Origin of the sequence: Rossellomorea sp. SC111 (assembly GCF_024733565.1) — a bacterium.
Taxonomy (GTDB): domain Bacteria; phylum Bacillota; class Bacilli; order Bacillales; family Bacillaceae_B; genus Rossellomorea.
Genome location: NZ_JANIOC010000002.1, coordinates 253,027 through 269,534, shown reverse-complemented (window position 1 = coordinate 269,534; position 16,508 = coordinate 253,027). Strand labels below are relative to the sequence as shown.

The following is a 16,508-nucleotide window of genomic DNA, read 5'->3' as shown; positions in this document are numbered from 1 at the left end:
AATGAAGATCCAACAACTTGAAACGTTCAGGACAGCCGTCCCTTTACATACCCCTTTTAAGACCGCTTTGCGTACGGTGACAGTAGCGGAAGCCATCGTTGTCAAACTGACTTGCGACAGCGGGATTATTGGCTGGGGGGAGGCACCTCCGACTGTGGTGATCACGGGAGAAAGTTTATCCAGCATCGAACAAAGCATCCAACAAGTAATTAAACCCGCGATAATAGGCAAGAACCTATTAAACCATGAAAGTCTTTTTCAACATCTTCATTCGTTACTCGTCAGGAATACAAGCGCAAAGGCAGCGGTGGATATGGCAATTTATGATTGCCTGGCTCAACATTGTCACTTGCCACTCTATCAATTTCTTGGAGGGTACAGGGAGGAGCTTGAGACAGATTACACGGTAAGTGTGAACAGCCCGAAAGAAATGGGTGAGGATGCAGTAACTTATGTAAAAAAAGGCTTTGATGTACTGAAAGTGAAAGTCGGCAAAGATGAAATTGAAACAGATATAAAAAGAATTCATGAAATCCGCCAACGGATTGGTTATGATGTCAAAATTCGCCTGGATGCCAATCAGGGATGGGAATCAAAAGCCGCAGTTAAAGCGATTCGCAAGATGGAGAACCTTGACCTGAATATTGAATTAGTTGAGCAGCCAGTCCCTGCTCATGACATTGAAGGCTTGAAGAGGGTCACGGATGAGGTCGAAACCCTGATCATGGCTGATGAAAGTGTGTTCACTCCATATCAAGCCTTTGAAGTATTAAAGACCCGAAGTGCAGATCTAATCAATATTAAACTCATGAAAGCGGGTGGAATCTACCAGGCTCAGAAAATAAATGATTTAGCTGAAGTTTGTGGGGTCGAATGTATGGTTGGGAGCATGATTGAAACCAGACTGGGAATAACGGCTGCGGCCCACTTTGCGGCAAGCAGGAAAAACGTCACTCGCTTTGATTTCGATGCACCACTCATGCTGGCTGAAGATATCGTAGTCGGTGGAATACATTATAACGGTAGGAAGATTACTATGCCGACCAAACCAGGTCTTGGCATAGAGAGGGTAAAAGTATGAATAGAGGGGGAAATCAAATGACGACGAAAGCTCAAATAGCAGTGCCTGTTGCAACTTTGTGGACGAATCGGGATTCCGCACGTTCCTTGGATACACCGGCGATAACCAATCCTGCTCACATTACAGATTGGCTGGACTCCTTAACTTATGATACGCGCTTAGCCCTTTGTGATGAGAACCGTATACAATCGCAAGCCTTATTCGGTCAGGAAGTATTCGTGTTGGAAGAGAGGAATGGTTGGTCCCACGTCCTTATACCAGATCAATCATCCTCAAAAGACGATCGTGGATACCCCGGCTGGATCCCAAGTGTTCAGCTTTTACCTGGAGAGTCATCCCCAGCGGACACATATGCTATTGTAATAAGTAAATTCACGGACTTAATCAATATAGAAAATGAAGCTGAATTAAAACTCAGCTTTCAAACCATTTTACCGATTGTGAAAGAGCATGATGATTTGATAGAAGTGGAGACTCCTTTGGGTACAAGGTTCTTAAGGCAGACAGATATTATAGTATCAAGATCGAAAGTGAATGATCGAAGGGGAAGTGGCCTGGAGATTGTCTCAACCGGAGAATTATTTCTTGATCTTCCATATTTATGGGGCGGGATGTCAAGCTATGGGTTTGATTGCTCTGGGTTCAGCTACACGATGTGCAAAACTCAAGGGTACTTGATTCCCCGGGATGCAAATGACCAGGCGAAGGAAGGAAGCGAGGTACCATTGGATCAATTATTGCCTGGTGACCTCTTGTTCTTTGCGTACGAGGAAGGAAAAGGCAGCATTCATCACGTTGCCATCTATTATGGTGACGGCAAGATGATGCACTCCCCCAACACTGGTAAAACGATCGAGATTCTGTCATTGAAAGGAACTTATTATGAAAAAGAGTTATGTGCTGCCAGACGCTATTGGGAAGAAACGGAGGGATCCCATGACAACTTATAAGTTACTCGAAGTGAAAGAATTGAAAAAATACTTCCACCTGGAAAAAGGAAAGACACTAAAAGCTGTGGATGGTATTTCATTTGATATATTCAAGGGGGAAACCTTCGGATTAGTAGGGGAATCCGGTTGTGGAAAGTCCACCACTGGACGAACCATTATCGGATTGTACGACCGGACAGAAGGAGAGGTCTTATATGACGGTAAAAACGTCCACGAACTTTCGGAAAAGGATAAACAATCATTCTACCGGAATATGCAGATGATCTTCCAAGATCCATATGCTTCTCTGAACCCCCGCTCAACTGTAAGGGAAATCATAGCTGAACCTATGGAGGCACATGGCTTATTCAAGGATAAAAGAAAGCAGATGGAACGAATCTATCAACTTTTAGAGGATGTAGGGCTGAATCGTGATCATGCCAATCGTTATCCCCACGAATTCAGCGGGGGCCAGCGTCAACGTATTGGAATAGCAAGGGCACTTGCTCTTGATCCGGATTTCATTATTGCCGATGAGCCGATTTCTGCACTTGATGTATCTGTTCAGGCACAAATTGTAAACTTATTAACGAAATTGCAAAAAGAAAAAGGATTGACCTTTCTCTTTATTGCACATGACCTTTCTATGGTCAAACATATCAGTAACCGCATAGGTGTGATGTATCTAGGTCATATTGTAGAACTTACCGAGAGTAAAGAGTTATATAAGAAACCTCTTCATCCGTACACTCAGGCTTTGCTTTCCGCTATCCCGATTCCCGATCCGGATGTGGAGGATTCCCGGGAAAGGATGATCATACAGGGGGAAATCCCAAGTCCGATCAATCCCCCGACTGGATGTGTGTTCAGAACTCGCTGCCCTGCAGCCATGGATGCTTGTGCCACCCATAAACCTAAATGGCAGGAAGTAGAGGAAAAGCATTTTGTAGCTTGTCACCTCTACAACAAGGAAATGACAAGGGAACATGATGAAGTAGCAGTCACTAAGTAAAGGGAATGAAGAAAATAAAATGGAGAATGTATTAGAAAATAAAATCCGGGAAATAGTGATTCGGTGTAACGGGAGGGTGAGTGTGGCCGTGGAGCTTCCATCTCACTCCTTCCACATCAACGGGGACAGGACTTATTCCGCCGCCAGCTTAATTAAGATCCCGATTTTACTCGAAGCTTTCCGTCAAGCCCAGCAAGGAAAAATCTCTCTTAGTGATATGGTTACGATTCCTAAAGAGGGGAGAGTTGGGGGGGCTGGAGTACTTGTGTCACTATCTGATCATCTGACCCTTACTGTAGAGGATCTCCTTACTCTTATGATCATTGTTTCCGATAATACAGCCACAAACCTCCTTATAGAACGACTTGGTGCGAAAGCCATACAAGAACTTTTCCATACATTAGAATTAAAACATACCAGGCTTATGAGGAAATTGATGGATTTCAAAGCGGCGGAACAGGGTTTGAATAACTATACCTCTGCTCTCGATATCATTTCCTGTTTGAAGGTATTGGACACTGGTACGGAGTACAGTCTGATGAACCGGAAAAAAATGCTGCATATTTTACATCAGCAACAATTTGATACCAAACTCCCATCACGGATGGACCGGAAAGCAGTCTATATTGCAAACAAGACAGGAGAACTGCCCGGAGTAGAGCATGATTGCGCCATTATAAAATTCCAAGAGAAAACTGCCTATATAGCGGTACTCATCGATGAACTTGAAGAAGACGAATCTGGGATAGACACCTTTGCTCAGATCGGAAAATTGATAAGCGATTTTTTAATCAAAGATTACATTTAAAAAAGCAGATGAGCCATATGAATGATGGCCCATCTGCTTTTGTCTGGTGTTAGGCAAAAAATAATAATATTAGCTATTTAAAAAGCTTATTTCGGTTCTCCATACTTGGAGCCTGTTCCATTAAACCGTTCCTTGCCATTATTCTATCTCCGTCAGGCTGTGAGGCAGTATCAAAAAAAGGACATCCTAATACTTATGGATATCCTTGCTTTTTTGCAGATGAATGAGGGCTGTATGTAGACTTGCGAATGTTGGGATATGAGTGATGACTATTCCCAGGTTGACCATGGTTTGAGCAATTTCCGGTCGAATACCTGTCAAAACTGCCTGAATCCCGGCTAATTTAAGAGCGGCCACCACTTTAAACAACTGATCTGCCACCATCGTATCAACCAGCGTAACGCCTGATAGATCAATGATCAGATATTGCAGACCCAAAGCCGTCCCTTTTGTAAGAGCCCTTTCCATTAAATCTTTAGACCTGGACGCGTCTATGTCTCCAATAAGGGGCAGAATGGCAATCGAATTGGTCACTTTGACGATTGGAATGGACAACTCGGAACTGATTGAATCCGAAAGAGGATGAGAATAAACGATTGTAATACGGAAAATCGCCCGATCCACCCCTGTGTGAAAGAGAGAAAGTAAATCGTAGAAAGTTGCGATTGACAGCTCTTTATCGATCGCCTCTGTTTTTATCACTTCTCCCAACATCTTTCGAAAGTAATGAAGATCTTTGATCGTTACTTCAAGAGAAACGTCCAACTGCCTGAATAGCGTAACGGAAGAACTTGCCCACTTTTCGATGCTTTCGGGATGATTATCCATTCGCAAAGAATCAGCCAGCACCTCGATGGAATCGCCTCTCCATTTTCTAAGGGACACTTCGACAATATTCGAATAGTCAGAGTCTATTTTCGCTCTTTCCAGAATCAGCTCAGATTTTGATTCGATGATACGATTAATGAAATCCAGATATTTATCTTCACCCTGAATGGCCTTCATCTCCATATAATAACCTCCTATTTTTAATCAACTTTGAGGGATGTCTAATTATGTAAATATATTTGGAAAAAAGAATAGAGGTAATGTTGGATTCTATGTTATGATTTTTAATAAAGAGTAAAAATATATTGTTATTTATTGAGGTGAAAAGGTGTTCCATTAGAAGTGAAGGAATGATGACTGATAGATTCCTACAATTTAATTATACAGAAGATTAACACGTGAAAAAGTGTCTGTTCAGACACTTTCTAACATGCAGTATACAGTTGCTTTTCTGTCATTACGGTTCAGGAGGGGGATTGAGGGTTGAATAAAAGAACTTGGCTCACTAAGTTGCGAAAAAGGAAAAAGATGACGCAGCAGGAAGTAGCCGCAAAAGCCTTTATTGAAAGATCCTATTATGCCCAAATAGAAAATGGAATCCGGAAACCCAGCGCTGAAGTGACGATCAAGTTAGGTCAAGTGCTAGATTTTCATGCATCAAGTTTTAACCTGGAGGAGAATCCATTCTCCATCGCCTTACAAAATGCTCCTGTCATCCTGGCTCATTGCGATACTCAATTGCGCTATACGTGGATTTTCAATACTCCTGATTTAATTCCAATCGATCATATAGGAAAAACAGATGTGGAACTGGAGGACAATGAAGGGAATCGTGCCTTGATGAAGTTAAAGAGAGAGGTATTATCTGAAAAGATGCCAATCAGTCGTGTCATTACAATTCCACTAACATCTGGCGAAATCTCATACAATGTTTACGCCCATCCCCTCTTAAATCAGGATGGAATCATCATTGGAGTTGCCACTGCTTCCACGGAAATACATAGAAACAGATCAAACGAAGAGCTATAAGATACAAAAGAAAGAACGACTCTAATTAATGTGTTAAAGAGATCGAAGGATGATAAATCCTGCGATCTCTTTTTTTGAAAACTATCGATCGGTTTTCCTGAACTTAATATCGATCAGTTTTTCAGTTTCAGTTTTAAACTGGATATCAACATACACTCCGAATTCTTTTCCGTCCTGCTTTAACCAAAGCTTGAATTTTTCAGTTGAAATCTTTGTTCCATATTCTTTTCCAATGTGAAGATAATCCACGATGGCTGCATCAGGATACCTTTCTTTCGTTTTTCTAACAGCAAAACTTCCCCATTTGGCATAAGACGGAATTTCCTGTTGCGCATGAAGAACCTGACTGCCGTCACCGATTGACAAATTCGTCATAAGCATCAAACAAAGAATAGTTGAAAATAGCCGGATCCATTTCAAAAGCATTACCCTCTTTTTACCTTGTAGGGTTGTCTTACCTGTCTGAAATTATTCCCGTTTAACAAATTCAATCCAATCTCGGGGTAATGAATTATTTTTTAAGTTAGAATATTCTTTACTTAACCCTCATAAAATCTTAAACTGTGGATGTGGGAAGAAAATCTTTCCAACACAACGAAAGGAGGCGATGACGGTGATTCCAATCGTCAATGCAAGTCTAAAAATGAATGAATATGAGGTTCTTTCAATTAAAACATAGTCTGGGAGGATATTATGAAGACAACGCTTCAGCAAGTGAAAATCGTAGAATATCATGAAGGTTTAGCAAATGGAATCGCGAAAATGTGGAATGAAAGCCGTGAAAATTGGGGTGGGGATTCCACCGTTACAACAGAACAGGATGTAAAGGACAAGGAAGCCAGTTCCACCAATCTTCATTTATTTTTAGCCATGATAGGCGATGAGGTCGCAGGGTACTGCGGACTTTCCGAATATCGTGAAGATGAAGGTGCTTTGTACATCCCGTTACTAAATGTACACCCTAAGTATCATGGGTTAAAAATCGGCAAACAGCTAGTGTTAAAAGCGGTCGAGAAAACGGTGGAATTACAATGGCCAAGACTTGACCTGTTTACCTGGCCGGGAAATACAAAAGCAGTGCCACTTTATAAAAAATGCGGATTTTTCTGGGAAGACCGTGATGATACGGTCCATTTAATGAATTTCATCCCCATGGTGCTTCAAATCGACCTGTTGAAGTCTTTTTTCGAGAAACATGATTGGTATGAAACCAGTCAGCGTTTGATTGAAATCAAACCGGATGCTTTAAAGGTTAATGACCATACGTATTATGAATACAAGTGGGAAGCAGGCGAAGAATTTGTCCGTATTCAATTTGAACGCACGGGACGGGGAATTCGGTTAATTGAAACCCAGGATTATTTAGTTCAGATGATTCTGCCTGAATTCAAACTTCTGGAGAATGAAGAGCACTATGTAAGCTATCATGTTGAGAACCGTAGCAAGGAACCTATTGAGGTTTCTTTAAAAGGTGTTTCGTCACTGATAGCTGAACATGATTTCGAAGATACCTTTCTGGTGGAAAACAAATGGATGAAGGATTATCCTGTAACGGTTTCTATGCCGGAAAGTAACCCGGGTCCATGGAAAACCCACCACACGATCGGGGCTGACTTCAAAATAAATAAACAAGCTCTTTCACTTAAAATGGGTGTATCTCCCAAGCAGGCAGGCAAAGTGAACGTAAGGTCTGTGAAAAGGAATTGGAGACCCCTTAGTAAAGGAACCGTTTATCTCGACCTCGAAAGTCAGGTTGGCGAAGATACCACTTGGACAGTGAAACTGCCTGAGAATAAAATGATATGTTGGGAAAAGTCTGATGTGATTGAGCGGATCGGCGCCAAAGGGAAAATTTCCATTCCAATCCCAGTTCAACTGTTAAAAAATGGGTTTTTTTCAGAGGAAATTGTTGTAGAGGTCGAATGGGAAAACGGACACCAATCCTCCTTTACGACTACATTGAGATTTGCATTCCCAGGGTTCGGGGCTAAATTCGGCGGAGAAACAGACGAGCACTGGTTTGGATATAATGGACCACACTTTGTCGAAATCGAAAAAAGAAACCATATGGTCAAAATTGGCTCCACTGCATTTTCCAGGGATCCAATTGCTTTTTTCACTCCTAAATTCGGCAAACCATACAATGAAGAATTTTCAAAGAAAGAAGCGTCTTCCATTGAATTCATCGAGTTACCAGAGGCATTGGTTATTAAAACATCACTGTTATCAGAAGCCTTTCCATCCATTTTACTCAACTCATATTTCAAGTTGTATGGAGAGGGGCTAGTGGAAGTCAAGCATGAGGTCGTGAATAAAGGAAATGAGGATAAGAAAAATCTTTCCTTGATTCAACCCGTGTTCACAAATTTTGAAGGGCTGGCTGTCCCTCAAAACAATGGAGTCTTAATTGGAAATGAGTCTCTGGTTCCATTTGTTGAATATATCGATGACAAAGCTATCTCCGAGCGGTGGATGTTTATAGGAGCAGCAAAAGGAGATACGATCGGTTTAGCCTGGCCGGAAAATGCGGCTTTCAGAAAAGATGATTGGCGGATGGCTTTGGAATATGAAATGGATTTGCTTCAAGCCCATGAGGAGCGATGTTTAGGTCCGATACAGATAGGCGTCAATGTTTCTAATCACTGGTCCAAGTGGCGCGAATTCATTACAGGGGAAGACGTGGAATTGAAGGAGCTTCCTCTTTATGCTTTCGAAAAAACAAATGGAGACGTTGTCTCTTCCTTAGGGATTAAAGAGGACTATTCATTCCAATCCATGATGACTCCTTATATTCATGGAACGTTAACCGTTCAGCACGATGATGAGACACTGGTGAAAGAGGTGCTGAAAGACGAAGGCCTTACTCATGTAAACCTTCAACTTGAACATTATTCTCCTGGAGTAAAGTGGATTTCAGGTGAATTCATTGCTAAGAGTCAAACGGCGAGGATGGACTCCTTGCAATTCGTTAAAGGAAACAGTGATGTGAAGATCGTACAAAATGATGATATTTGGTCTGTTGACAATGGGATTGTTTCGTTTAAGGCCTCTTCAGATTACTATCCGGGAATTTATTCATTAAGTTTAAATGGAAATGAAGTTCTTGATCATCAATACCCGACGCCGGGTCCACGTGCCTGGTGGAACCCCTGGGGCGGTGGGATCGCATACTCCTTCCGAAATGTCAGTGCGTACTCCATGCTGAAAGAAAATACAACGATTGAATCAGTGACGAAAGTGGATCATAACGGTCACCATTGGTCCGGCCTCAGTATAACAACTGAGTTTAAGCAACACGAGAAGATGAAAGGCGTCATTCTACGCCAATACGCCTTGACTCTGTCGGAACTACCGGTGCTTGCCGTTTATGCGGAAATCCATCAACATTCAGGGCAAACGATCGACAAAGAAATACTGGATCTGGATGCTTTCTTCAAGCTGGGAGAGACGTTACAATCCAGTTACATTACACTTCCAACAGAAGGAGTTTTCCATAAATACTATGCGGGGTCGGAAGAATTTGTATTAAGAGATACACCATTTGTAACGTTGGGATCTGACGAACGGGAAGAGATGATGACGTTTGTTCATCCTGCTAATAGAAAGATGTCAGAAGCGTATATTAATCAAGACGCACTTTTAGTAGCTTCAACGAAAGAGTGGTCGGCTCCAACAGGAGAAATCATTAAAATAGAGCCAAGTATCCTCTTCTACGGAGAACTGAAGGACACAGACACCCAAAGCCTTAAGACATTGCAAAACATCACATTTAGTTAACTCAGCGCGAACCAGCCTGCACTCCATGCAGGTTCGCGTTTTTTTTGGTTTAAAGAGGAGGGACGGACCTTAAAAAGGTGTTACTTTTCAATGGAAGACCCTGATTATATAAAGAACGGGGAGGGTTTTTGGAGAGTTATTGGAGGTCCGTCCCTCTACCGTTTATTCTGGAGGTGGAATTTTTGAGGCAAAGTGAGCTTAGTAGTATTAATAGGGCAGGATGGAATGAAGGTGCTTATCAAGCCTGGGTCAATCGTCATGGATTGCCAAAGGACTATGCTCTTACACTTATGAAGAACCCCCAACAAAAGGTATTGAAATATTTAAATCATATGGGAGAAATTAGAGGGAAGAGAATTGCAAATTTACTAGGGTCAAAGGGTAATAAGGCAGTGTCCCTTGCCTTATTGGGTGCAGAGGTTACTGTGGTGGATATTTCGAAAGAAAATAGCATTTACGCGATGGAACTGGCAGCTGCTGCTGGGGTCGATATTCATTATATCGTTTCTGATTTGTTAGAAATCCCCGGTGAAGAGAAAAAAGAGGATTATGATTTTGTCATTTTGGAACTTGGTGTTCTACATTACTTTGTGGATTTAGTGCCTGTCTTTACTATCGTCAATAAAATGCTTAAAAAAGGCGGGACTTTCATCTTGAGGGATTTTCATCCGATGCTTACTAAACTTCTGTCGGTTGAGGGTACGAAAATGGTGGCAGCAGGGGATTATTTTGGGAACTGTGAAATTGAAGTGGATGTTGCATTCTGGAAATTATTGAAGTCTGATTTATTGCACCCATCAACTAAGAATAGAATTCGCAGGTGGACATTGGGTGATATCATCACAGCCATTGGCATTACAGGCTTGACCATTACTCAATTAGAAGAGGAGGCAGGGATAAGATGGGCGTTCCCAGCCAATGCTCCATTGGGGATTGAAAATAACATACCTGGTTTATTCACGATCATTGCAGAGAAAAAGTAGTCAGTAGGAATGGTAGAGGGACGGACCTCAAAAAAGTATACATGATGATAGAATCATCACTTCCAGAGGTCCGTCCCTCGTAATGGTTACCTATTGTTTTTTATTCTCTTCCTTACTTTGTTGTTCTTCGTCTTCCATTATTCCGCTAACTGCCTTTTTGAATTCTTTTAGGGAAGCACCAGCGGCTTTACCCAGCTCTGGTAGTTTGCTTGGTCCAAAGAACAAAAGTGCAACAAACAAAATAATCGCTATTTCACCGAATCCTAGATTCATCTTAAATCCCTCGCTTTATTTAAAGTCTTATCTTGCTTCACCAGACTATCTCAAGTCGAATATTCCCTTAATGTCCTGCCATTTAATCAAAATCTCCCATGAAAATCGCGGGAAAGAAGAAACAAGGCTATTCCCGCTCAATTCTGCAAATAACAAGATGGTCCCGATAAAACTTATCAGGTATAGAGAACAGAATAGATAACAAGCAGCGGATTCCTTACGGTATTCATATTCTTTCATTTCTAGTGAGCCTCCATTTTCCTAAAATGCAAGACAAATAAACTTCTTCCCTGCAGAAGAAAAAATTTTCGATAATGATAGCGTATGAATGTATGGTTCAGAGGTAATTTGAATGGGACCTGACCACTTCAAGAAAGCCCAACGAATCGGGAAAAACCTCAAAGCAAAATGGACTTTGTACGAAGAGCTCAATGCCGAAGTCCATGTCAGGGGGAGTGATTGTTTTGTTAAGGGGAATACAATCCTGTTTATGAACGAGGGAAGGCACCGTGTCGAGAACCATGGATGCATCTGATACAATCAAGTGAATGGAAATGGTAGGCACTTCATCAAAACTTGTTAATATCGATTGATGTGACTGTTGTTGAACCGGATTGGACATAAATGTCATACAAAGAAGCACCATTAACAGAAGTCTCGCCATTGCCCCTTCACCTCCCAAGATCATATTACACTTAATTATAGCCATAATTCTTTTGGTGTCTATAAAAATTCAGGGGTACGGACCTCGAATGATAGAAAGTGAGAGATCGCATTCTACCTTTTTAGAGGTCCGTCCCTCAAGATAAAGGTTTGCTTCTTGGTTTTTCGGGTATAGGGGTTTTGATATGTATATTTATGGAAGGGGATTGGCGATGGAGGAGAATGTTGTTGATTTTTATGAATCTAAGAAGAAGTTGAGTTTGATAGCGGTTGGTTGTATTTTATTTGTTCTACTGTGTATGTATTTATCGTATGAGTTTTTCTTTGTTGAAATGAACTATTTGATTGGGGGGGTTGCTGCGTTAGGAGGAGTGTTCTTTTTCTTTTGTTTGATTCAGATTTTTAAAAAGCTTTCTAATGATAAACCTCATGTAAGTATGACAAAGGAATATCTGATTTTGTATGTGTTGCCGGATGAACCGGTTCAGATTCGCTGGGAAGATATTGAAAGCTATGTTCCTTATGAAATTTACCGGAATTCTTTTATTGGGCTGGTTCTGACCGATGAAGAGGAATACCGTGACAAGATGCCTGATAAGCTTAAACGAATGTCAAAGATGAATGTGAAAATGGGGTATCCCCAATACAATATTGTAATAGGAAATTTAAAAGAGACACAAGAGTTGCTTGAAGAAATAACTATTCGTATCCCACATAAGAATATGGTTACTGAGGGGAAAACTGTGTCTTCTACGAATTCACTTTAGTATGACCATTAAAAAAAAGGTGAGCAAGCTATGCCCACCTTTTTTAAAAGATTAATATACCTTATCCCCATTAAAGATCGAATTCTTTACCACGACATAATCTACTGTGCGGATGGATTCAAGTTTTGTTCCTCCTGCATAGGAGATTGAAGATTGAAGATCCTGCTCCATTTCAATCAGGGTATGTTCTAATGACCCTTTATGTTCAACGTACATTTTCTTTCCTTCAACGTTCTTCTTCTCACCCTTTTGAAATTCGGAAGCTGATCCAAAGTACTCTTTGAAAAGTTTTCCGTCTTTCTCAATCGTTTCTCCTGGAGATTCTTCGTGACCGGCAAATAGGGATCCGATCATCACCATTGAGGCACCAAAGCGGATGGATTTTGCCACATCTCCATGGGTCCGGATGCCTCCATCAGCAATGATGGGTTTAGTTGCCGCTTTAGCGCACCATCTCAGGGCAGCCAGCTGCCATCCACCAGTACCAAACCCTGTTTTGATCTTGGTAATACAAACTTTTCCCGGGCCGATTCCAACCTTGGTGGCATCTGCACCGGCATGCTCTAATTCTCTTACGGCCTCAGGGGTACCAACGTTCCCGGCAATCACAAAGCTTTCAGGTACATGTTTTTTAATATGTTGAATCATATTGATGACGGCATTGGAATGGCCGTGGGCTATATCGATTGTAATGAATTCCGGAACAAGCTTTTCTTCAGCGAGCTGCTCGACAAAGGTGTATTCTTCTTCCTTTACACCTACTGAAATAGAAGAGATTAATCCACGTGATTTCATATCTTTAATGAATGTCACACGTTTTTCTGGTTCAAAACGATGCATAATATAGAAATAATTATTTTCAGCTAAATAGACCGCGATTTTTTCATCAATTATGGTTTGCATATTGGCTGGGACTACAGGCAGTTTAAACGAATGGCCACCCAGGGTTACACTCGTATCACATTCAGAACGGCTGTTAACCACACATTTTGCAGGAATCAATTGAATATCTTCGTAATCAAATACATTATCCATCATTACACCCCTAAACACGAATATTAAAGTTTGTTTATTTTATAAATGTTCGTCCATAAGGTAATTTACATCATTTTCTTATCGATGTCAAAGATTTTTATTAAATTTTTGGCTATGGACAAACTATTCATTCAGTTAATTATTAAGCGTTTACATCAGGTTCATCTTGAGTGAGACTGTGTTAGAGTATAAATATACGGGATATGTTAAATCCGTATGTTAAGAAAGGTGGTTCGCCTATGTACTGGGTCATCGCTCTATTCGATGATAAAACGGAAGAGCAGATTAAAGGGATTTGGAAGGAACTGGCGGTTAAGAATATTTCTTATTATGAAGAAGAGATCAATGATGCCCGTCCTCATATTACATTAGGCAGTTATACAGAATTAGACAAAGAGGCATATATAGAATCTTTAGACACATTTTATGAACATAGGGCACCCTTCAGCATCACATTTAATACTGTAGGATCTTTTTTGAACTTCGGCACACTTTTTCTTTCTCCGACAGTTACGAGGGAGCTATTGGAATTTCACGCATCACATTACGATCATTTTCATTCTTTTAATCATCAGGCTAATCCACTTTATCTTCCTGACAATTGGATTCCACACTGCACTTTGGCCAATAAACTTTCCCCTGAAAAATTAGCTGAGGGGTTCGAGCATTGTTTAGGAAAGGGAGACACGATTGAAGCAGAGATAACGGATATAGCCATTATTGAATTAATTGACGATTCAGAGGATTGTATGGAGGCACCTATCATTTTCACTAAATCATTAAGATAGACATAAAACACTGAAAGGCGGGATCATATCCCGCCTTTCAGTGTTTTTTCGTATAGATTACATATGCGCAAACGTTATATAAAGCGTACCTTCTTCATGACGAATCCACTTTTGGGCAGTGAAGGGGTCTCCCGAAGGCAATAGCGAACCGGCATTATGTATTCACATTCCCTTCTATTGGATTATTTTGTACATTCCCACTTTTCTTATGAAAATAAACACCATCGAAAAGTACGCATTTTCTAAAAAACAGTTGAAGTTTACGTCAACGTCAATGATAAAATGAGAGTATCGAAATTTTCTAACAAAGAGCTGATCAATATGCCTTATACGATTTCCCAATTAGCAAAGGAATTCAAAGTAACGACACGTACGATCCGGTATTATGAAGAACTTCATCTATTACAACCTGAAAGGAGTGAATCAGGAAGAAGACTTTACTCCAGAAGTGATGTCACCAGACTTAAATTAATTTTCCGCGGAAAACGTTTTGGATTCACTTTAGAGGAAATCAAGGAAATGATTCACCTGTTTGATCAAGATCGGAGTGGAAGGAAGCAATTGGAGCGCACAGTCGAATATGGGACATGAAAATAGCGGAGATAACCATTTTCATTCAAGAACTGGAAACGATGAGAGCTGAAATGGAAGATCTTAGGGATGACTTCCTCTAAAAATTAAATGAGTCAGGGGAGAAGCACTAATGAATATCTCAGAATTATTGTCTCGAAATTCCAGGAAATATCCAAAACGCCAAGCGGTTGTTACCGAGGGTGAAGAGATGACTTACCGGGAGTTGAATCCATGAGAAAGATTGAGAATTTTTATCATGAAGACCCTCATCTAAAAGAAATCCTTAAAGGCTATCTGGATTCAGATTTTTTTACATGGGCCGATGGAGAGCTGAACATTTTCGGCGAGCTTTGTGCAAGGGAAATTGATGAACGGGCCGTCCACACGGATCGTGAAGGACAGCCTAAGCTTATTAAATACGACCGATTCGGAGAAGAGATTTCTGAAGTCTGGGTGAATGAAGGATACAAGAAAACTGTTGAACAAACTTACAATAAAGGAATTGTCGGATATATTCATAAGGAGATACCCGAGCTTGGGACTAAAGGAAATTATATGTATTCCTATGCCCAGGGATATCTTTTGTCTCAAACCGAGCCCGGTTTCTATTGCCCTGTCACTCTTTCCATGGCAACGGCCTTCCTTCTTGAGAGGTACGCGTCTCCTGAGGTGAAAGCCAGGTTCCTTCCACATGTCCTTTCAACGGGAGAAGTCGAATTATATGAGGGGGCGACCTTTCTAACCGAGAGGCAGGGTGGGTCTGATGTCGGAGCAAATGATACAAAGGCAGTTAAAGATGGTGAAGCCTATCAGCTATGGGGAGAAAAATATTTTGCCTCCAATTCCGGCATGTGCGGAGTGACCATGGTGCTCGCTCGGATAGAAGGATCCGGTAAGGGAACAAAGGGACTTAGTTTATTTGCTGTTCCATGGAGAAAGGAGGATGGTTCACTTAATGGTATCTACATTCGAAGATTGAAGGACAAGCTTGGTGTCCGGGCAGTGCCTTCTGCAGAGGTGGAGTTCAAAGGTGCAAACGCCTATCTTGTTGGAGAACCGGATAGAGGCATCTACTATATGATGGAAGCACTGAATCTATCCCGGATTTGTAATGCCATTGCTTCGATCGGCATTATGAGAAGAGCTTATCTCGAAGCAAGAAATTACGTTTTCCATCGTGAAGCATTCGGAAAGCCTCTGACGCACTTTCCGATGATTAAAGAAACCTTGACCCGTCTTTCCGCTAAACAGGAAGTGGAAACCAGTGCCGTTTTCCATCTCGTTCACTTGTTTGATCAAGTCGATTCCGATGAAGTCCCCACAACAGAGGAAGAATCGGTTCTAACTCGGCTGCTAATTGCCATCCTGAAAAAAGAATCAGCGGAGCAGGCTATTCACTTCTCTCATGAAGCAATCGAACTTCATGGTGGAAATGGGTACATTGAAGATTTCGTCCTTCCCCGATTACTCAGGGATGCCCAGGTATTAACGGTATGGGAAGGTACAGCCAATATTTTAGGTCTCGAAGTTCTGAGATTATTGAATAAACACCGGGCTCATGAATACTTTTTAGCCAAAATGAAAGAAGAGCTATCCCTTGTTCCAGAACAATTCACATTGTTAACGATCCCCGTAACGGAAGGGATCTTAAAACTGGAACAACTATTGGCAAAGGTAACCACGTCCAATCATGATACACAGACCTATCATGCGAAGAGAATTGCAGAACTTATGGTCCGAATTTTTGAAAGTGTGATTGCACTTAAAGATGCATATACGTTTGGCGGAAAAAGAAAACGCATGATTGCAGATGTTTTTATCGAGCAAACATGGAAAAGAACAGAATGGATCGATGAGGAAATGAAATCAGTTCAATACTTCGACGAAATAGTCGGGCTGAACGTAGAGGTTTAAATAAAAAAGAAATCCCGGGAATCAACGTCCAGGGATTTCTTTTTATTT

General features: G+C 41.1%; 16 protein-coding genes and 1 pseudogene. 11 read left to right on the top strand and 6 right to left on the bottom strand.

Going from position 1 to position 16,508, the window contains the following annotated elements; all coding sequences use genetic code 11:
• The first annotated feature begins 1 nt into the window (after position 1).
• The 4 genes from NQ095_RS03500 to NQ095_RS03485 are packed head-to-tail and all read left to right on the top strand — an operon-like array spanning position 2 to position 3,830.
• Positions 2–1,081, top strand: a complete 1,080-nt coding sequence (locus NQ095_RS03500; protein WP_258262104.1) for a mandelate racemase/muconate lactonizing enzyme family protein — start codon at positions 2–4, stop codon at positions 1,079–1,081.
• 17 nt (positions 1,082–1,098) lie between these two features.
• Positions 1,099–2,031, top strand: a complete 933-nt coding sequence (locus NQ095_RS03495; RefSeq protein WP_258262103.1) for a C40 family peptidase — start codon at positions 1,099–1,101, stop codon at positions 2,029–2,031.
• Complete coding sequence (locus tag NQ095_RS03490; protein ID WP_258262102.1) at positions 2,018–3,022, top strand: ABC transporter ATP-binding protein; 1,005 nt, start codon at positions 2,018–2,020, stop codon at positions 3,020–3,022. The genes NQ095_RS03495 and NQ095_RS03490 overlap by 14 nt, the downstream gene beginning before the upstream one ends.
• Positions 3,023–3,041: 19 nt before the next feature.
• A complete protein-coding gene (locus NQ095_RS03485) occupies positions 3,042–3,830 on the top strand; it encodes a serine hydrolase (RefSeq protein WP_258262101.1) in 789 nt (262 codons plus the stop codon).
• Between the two features lie 186 nt (positions 3,831–4,016).
• On the opposite strand, the gene NQ095_RS03480 is transcribed toward NQ095_RS03485, so the two are convergent.
• The gene (locus NQ095_RS03480) at positions 4,017–4,841 is read right to left on the bottom strand and encodes an STAS domain-containing protein (RefSeq protein WP_258262100.1); all 825 of its coding nucleotides are present in this window, start codon (positions 4,839–4,841) and stop codon (positions 4,017–4,019) included.
• A 300-nt stretch (positions 4,842–5,141) separates the two neighbouring features.
• Between NQ095_RS03480 and NQ095_RS03475 the strand changes: the two genes are divergently transcribed.
• Positions 5,142–5,687, top strand: a complete 546-nt coding sequence (locus NQ095_RS03475) for a helix-turn-helix domain-containing protein (RefSeq protein ID WP_258262099.1) — start codon at positions 5,142–5,144, stop codon at positions 5,685–5,687.
• Positions 5,688–5,768: 81 nt separating this feature from the next.
• On the opposite strand, the gene NQ095_RS03470 is transcribed toward NQ095_RS03475, so the two are convergent.
• Positions 5,769–6,113: a DUF3889 domain-containing protein gene (locus tag NQ095_RS03470; RefSeq protein WP_309137608.1), complete on the bottom strand. Its 345-nt coding sequence runs from the start codon at positions 6,111–6,113 to the stop codon at positions 5,769–5,771.
• A 267-nt stretch (positions 6,114–6,380) separates the two neighbouring features.
• On the opposite strand from NQ095_RS03470, the gene NQ095_RS03465 reads away from it, so the two are divergent.
• Together NQ095_RS03465 and NQ095_RS03460 are read left to right on the top strand one after the other, a co-directional pair.
• Positions 6,381–9,464: a GNAT family N-acetyltransferase gene (locus NQ095_RS03465; protein WP_258262098.1), complete on the top strand. Its 3,084-nt coding sequence runs from the start codon at positions 6,381–6,383 to the stop codon at positions 9,462–9,464.
• Positions 9,465–9,646: 182 nt separating this feature from the next.
• A complete protein-coding gene (locus NQ095_RS03460) occupies positions 9,647–10,447 on the top strand; it encodes a methyltransferase domain-containing protein (RefSeq protein ID WP_258262097.1) in 801 nt (266 codons plus the stop codon).
• Between the two features lie 90 nt (positions 10,448–10,537).
• Here the strand turns inward: NQ095_RS03460 and NQ095_RS03455 are convergent, their stop codons facing one another.
• The 3 genes from NQ095_RS03455 to NQ095_RS03445 form a co-directional block, all read right to left on the bottom strand.
• Entirely contained in the window at positions 10,538–10,720 is a 183-nt protein-coding gene (locus tag NQ095_RS03455; RefSeq protein ID WP_258262096.1) for a twin-arginine translocase TatA/TatE family subunit, read from the bottom strand.
• Positions 10,721–10,765: 45 nt separating this feature from the next.
• Positions 10,766–10,960: a hypothetical protein gene (locus tag NQ095_RS03450; RefSeq protein WP_258262095.1), complete on the bottom strand. Its 195-nt coding sequence runs from the start codon at positions 10,958–10,960 to the stop codon at positions 10,766–10,768.
• A 97-nt stretch (positions 10,961–11,057) separates the two neighbouring features.
• Complete coding sequence (locus tag NQ095_RS03445) at positions 11,058–11,384, bottom strand: hypothetical protein (RefSeq protein WP_258262094.1); 327 nt, start codon at positions 11,382–11,384, stop codon at positions 11,058–11,060.
• Positions 11,385–11,595: 211 nt separating this feature from the next.
• On the opposite strand from NQ095_RS03445, the gene NQ095_RS03440 reads away from it, so the two are divergent.
• Positions 11,596–12,150, top strand: coding sequence for an STM3941 family protein (locus tag NQ095_RS03440; RefSeq protein ID WP_258262093.1), 555 nt, complete (start codon positions 11,596–11,598; stop codon positions 12,148–12,150).
• A gap of 51 nt (positions 12,151–12,201) precedes the next feature.
• Here NQ095_RS03440 and guaC read toward each other — a convergent pair whose 3' ends face one another.
• On the bottom strand, positions 12,202–13,185 hold the full coding sequence (gene guaC / locus NQ095_RS03435) for a GMP reductase (RefSeq protein ID WP_309137611.1): 984 nt from the start codon (positions 13,183–13,185) through the stop codon (positions 12,202–12,204).
• Between the two features lie 239 nt (positions 13,186–13,424).
• On the opposite strand from guaC, the gene NQ095_RS03430 reads away from it, so the two are divergent.
• The 3 genes and pseudogenes from NQ095_RS03430 (at position 13,425) to NQ095_RS03420 (ending at position 16,460) form a co-directional block, all read left to right on the top strand.
• Positions 13,425–13,973 carry a 2'-5' RNA ligase family protein gene (locus NQ095_RS03430; RefSeq protein WP_258262091.1) on the top strand — a complete coding sequence of 183 codons (549 nt, stop codon included), beginning with the start codon at positions 13,425–13,427 and terminating at the stop codon, positions 13,971–13,973.
• A 321-nt stretch (positions 13,974–14,294) separates the two neighbouring features.
• Positions 14,295–14,647, top strand: a pseudogene (locus tag NQ095_RS03425) (MerR family transcriptional regulator).
• Positions 14,648–14,777: 130 nt separating this feature from the next.
• On the top strand, positions 14,778–16,460 hold the full coding sequence (locus NQ095_RS03420) for an acyl-CoA dehydrogenase family protein (RefSeq protein WP_258262090.1): 1,683 nt from the start codon (positions 14,778–14,780) through the stop codon (positions 16,458–16,460).
• The last annotated feature ends 48 nt before the right edge of the window (positions 16,461–16,508 follow it).

What these genes read in the sequence shown, in the direction of transcription:
- NQ095_RS03495 (WP_258262103.1), top strand. Translation starts at nt 1,099, where the DNA reads ATGACGACGAAAGCTCAAATAGCAGTGCCTGTTGCAACTTTGTGGACG.
- NQ095_RS03450 (WP_258262095.1), bottom strand. Translation starts at nt 10,960, where the DNA reads ATGAAAGAATATGAATACCGTAAGGAATCCGCTGCTTGTTATCTATTC.
- NQ095_RS03480 (WP_258262100.1), bottom strand. Translation starts at nt 4,841, where the DNA reads ATGGAGATGAAGGCCATTCAGGGTGAAGATAAATATCTGGATTTCATT.
- NQ095_RS03445 (WP_258262094.1), bottom strand. Translation starts at nt 11,384, where the DNA reads ATGGCGAGACTTCTGTTAATGGTGCTTCTTTGTATGACATTTATGTCC.
- NQ095_RS03420 (WP_258262090.1), top strand. Translation starts at nt 14,778, where the DNA reads ATGAGAAAGATTGAGAATTTTTATCATGAAGACCCTCATCTAAAAGAA.
- NQ095_RS03455 (WP_258262096.1), bottom strand. Translation starts at nt 10,720, where the DNA reads ATGAATCTAGGATTCGGTGAAATAGCGATTATTTTGTTTGTTGCACTT.
- NQ095_RS03465 (WP_258262098.1), top strand. Translation starts at nt 6,381, where the DNA reads ATGAAGACAACGCTTCAGCAAGTGAAAATCGTAGAATATCATGAAGGT.
- NQ095_RS03500 (WP_258262104.1), top strand. Translation starts at nt 2, where the DNA reads ATGAAGATCCAACAACTTGAAACGTTCAGGACAGCCGTCCCTTTACAT.
- NQ095_RS03490 (WP_258262102.1), top strand. Translation starts at nt 2,018, where the DNA reads ATGACAACTTATAAGTTACTCGAAGTGAAAGAATTGAAAAAATACTTC.
- NQ095_RS03485 (WP_258262101.1), top strand. Translation starts at nt 3,042, where the DNA reads ATGGAGAATGTATTAGAAAATAAAATCCGGGAAATAGTGATTCGGTGT.
- guaC (WP_309137611.1), bottom strand. Translation starts at nt 13,185, where the DNA reads ATGGATAATGTATTTGATTACGAAGATATTCAATTGATTCCTGCAAAA.
- NQ095_RS03440 (WP_258262093.1), top strand. Translation starts at nt 11,596, where the DNA reads ATGGAGGAGAATGTTGTTGATTTTTATGAATCTAAGAAGAAGTTGAGT.
- NQ095_RS03430 (WP_258262091.1), top strand. Translation starts at nt 13,425, where the DNA reads ATGTACTGGGTCATCGCTCTATTCGATGATAAAACGGAAGAGCAGATT.
- NQ095_RS03470 (WP_309137608.1), bottom strand. Translation starts at nt 6,113, where the DNA reads ATGCTTTTGAAATGGATCCGGCTATTTTCAACTATTCTTTGTTTGATG.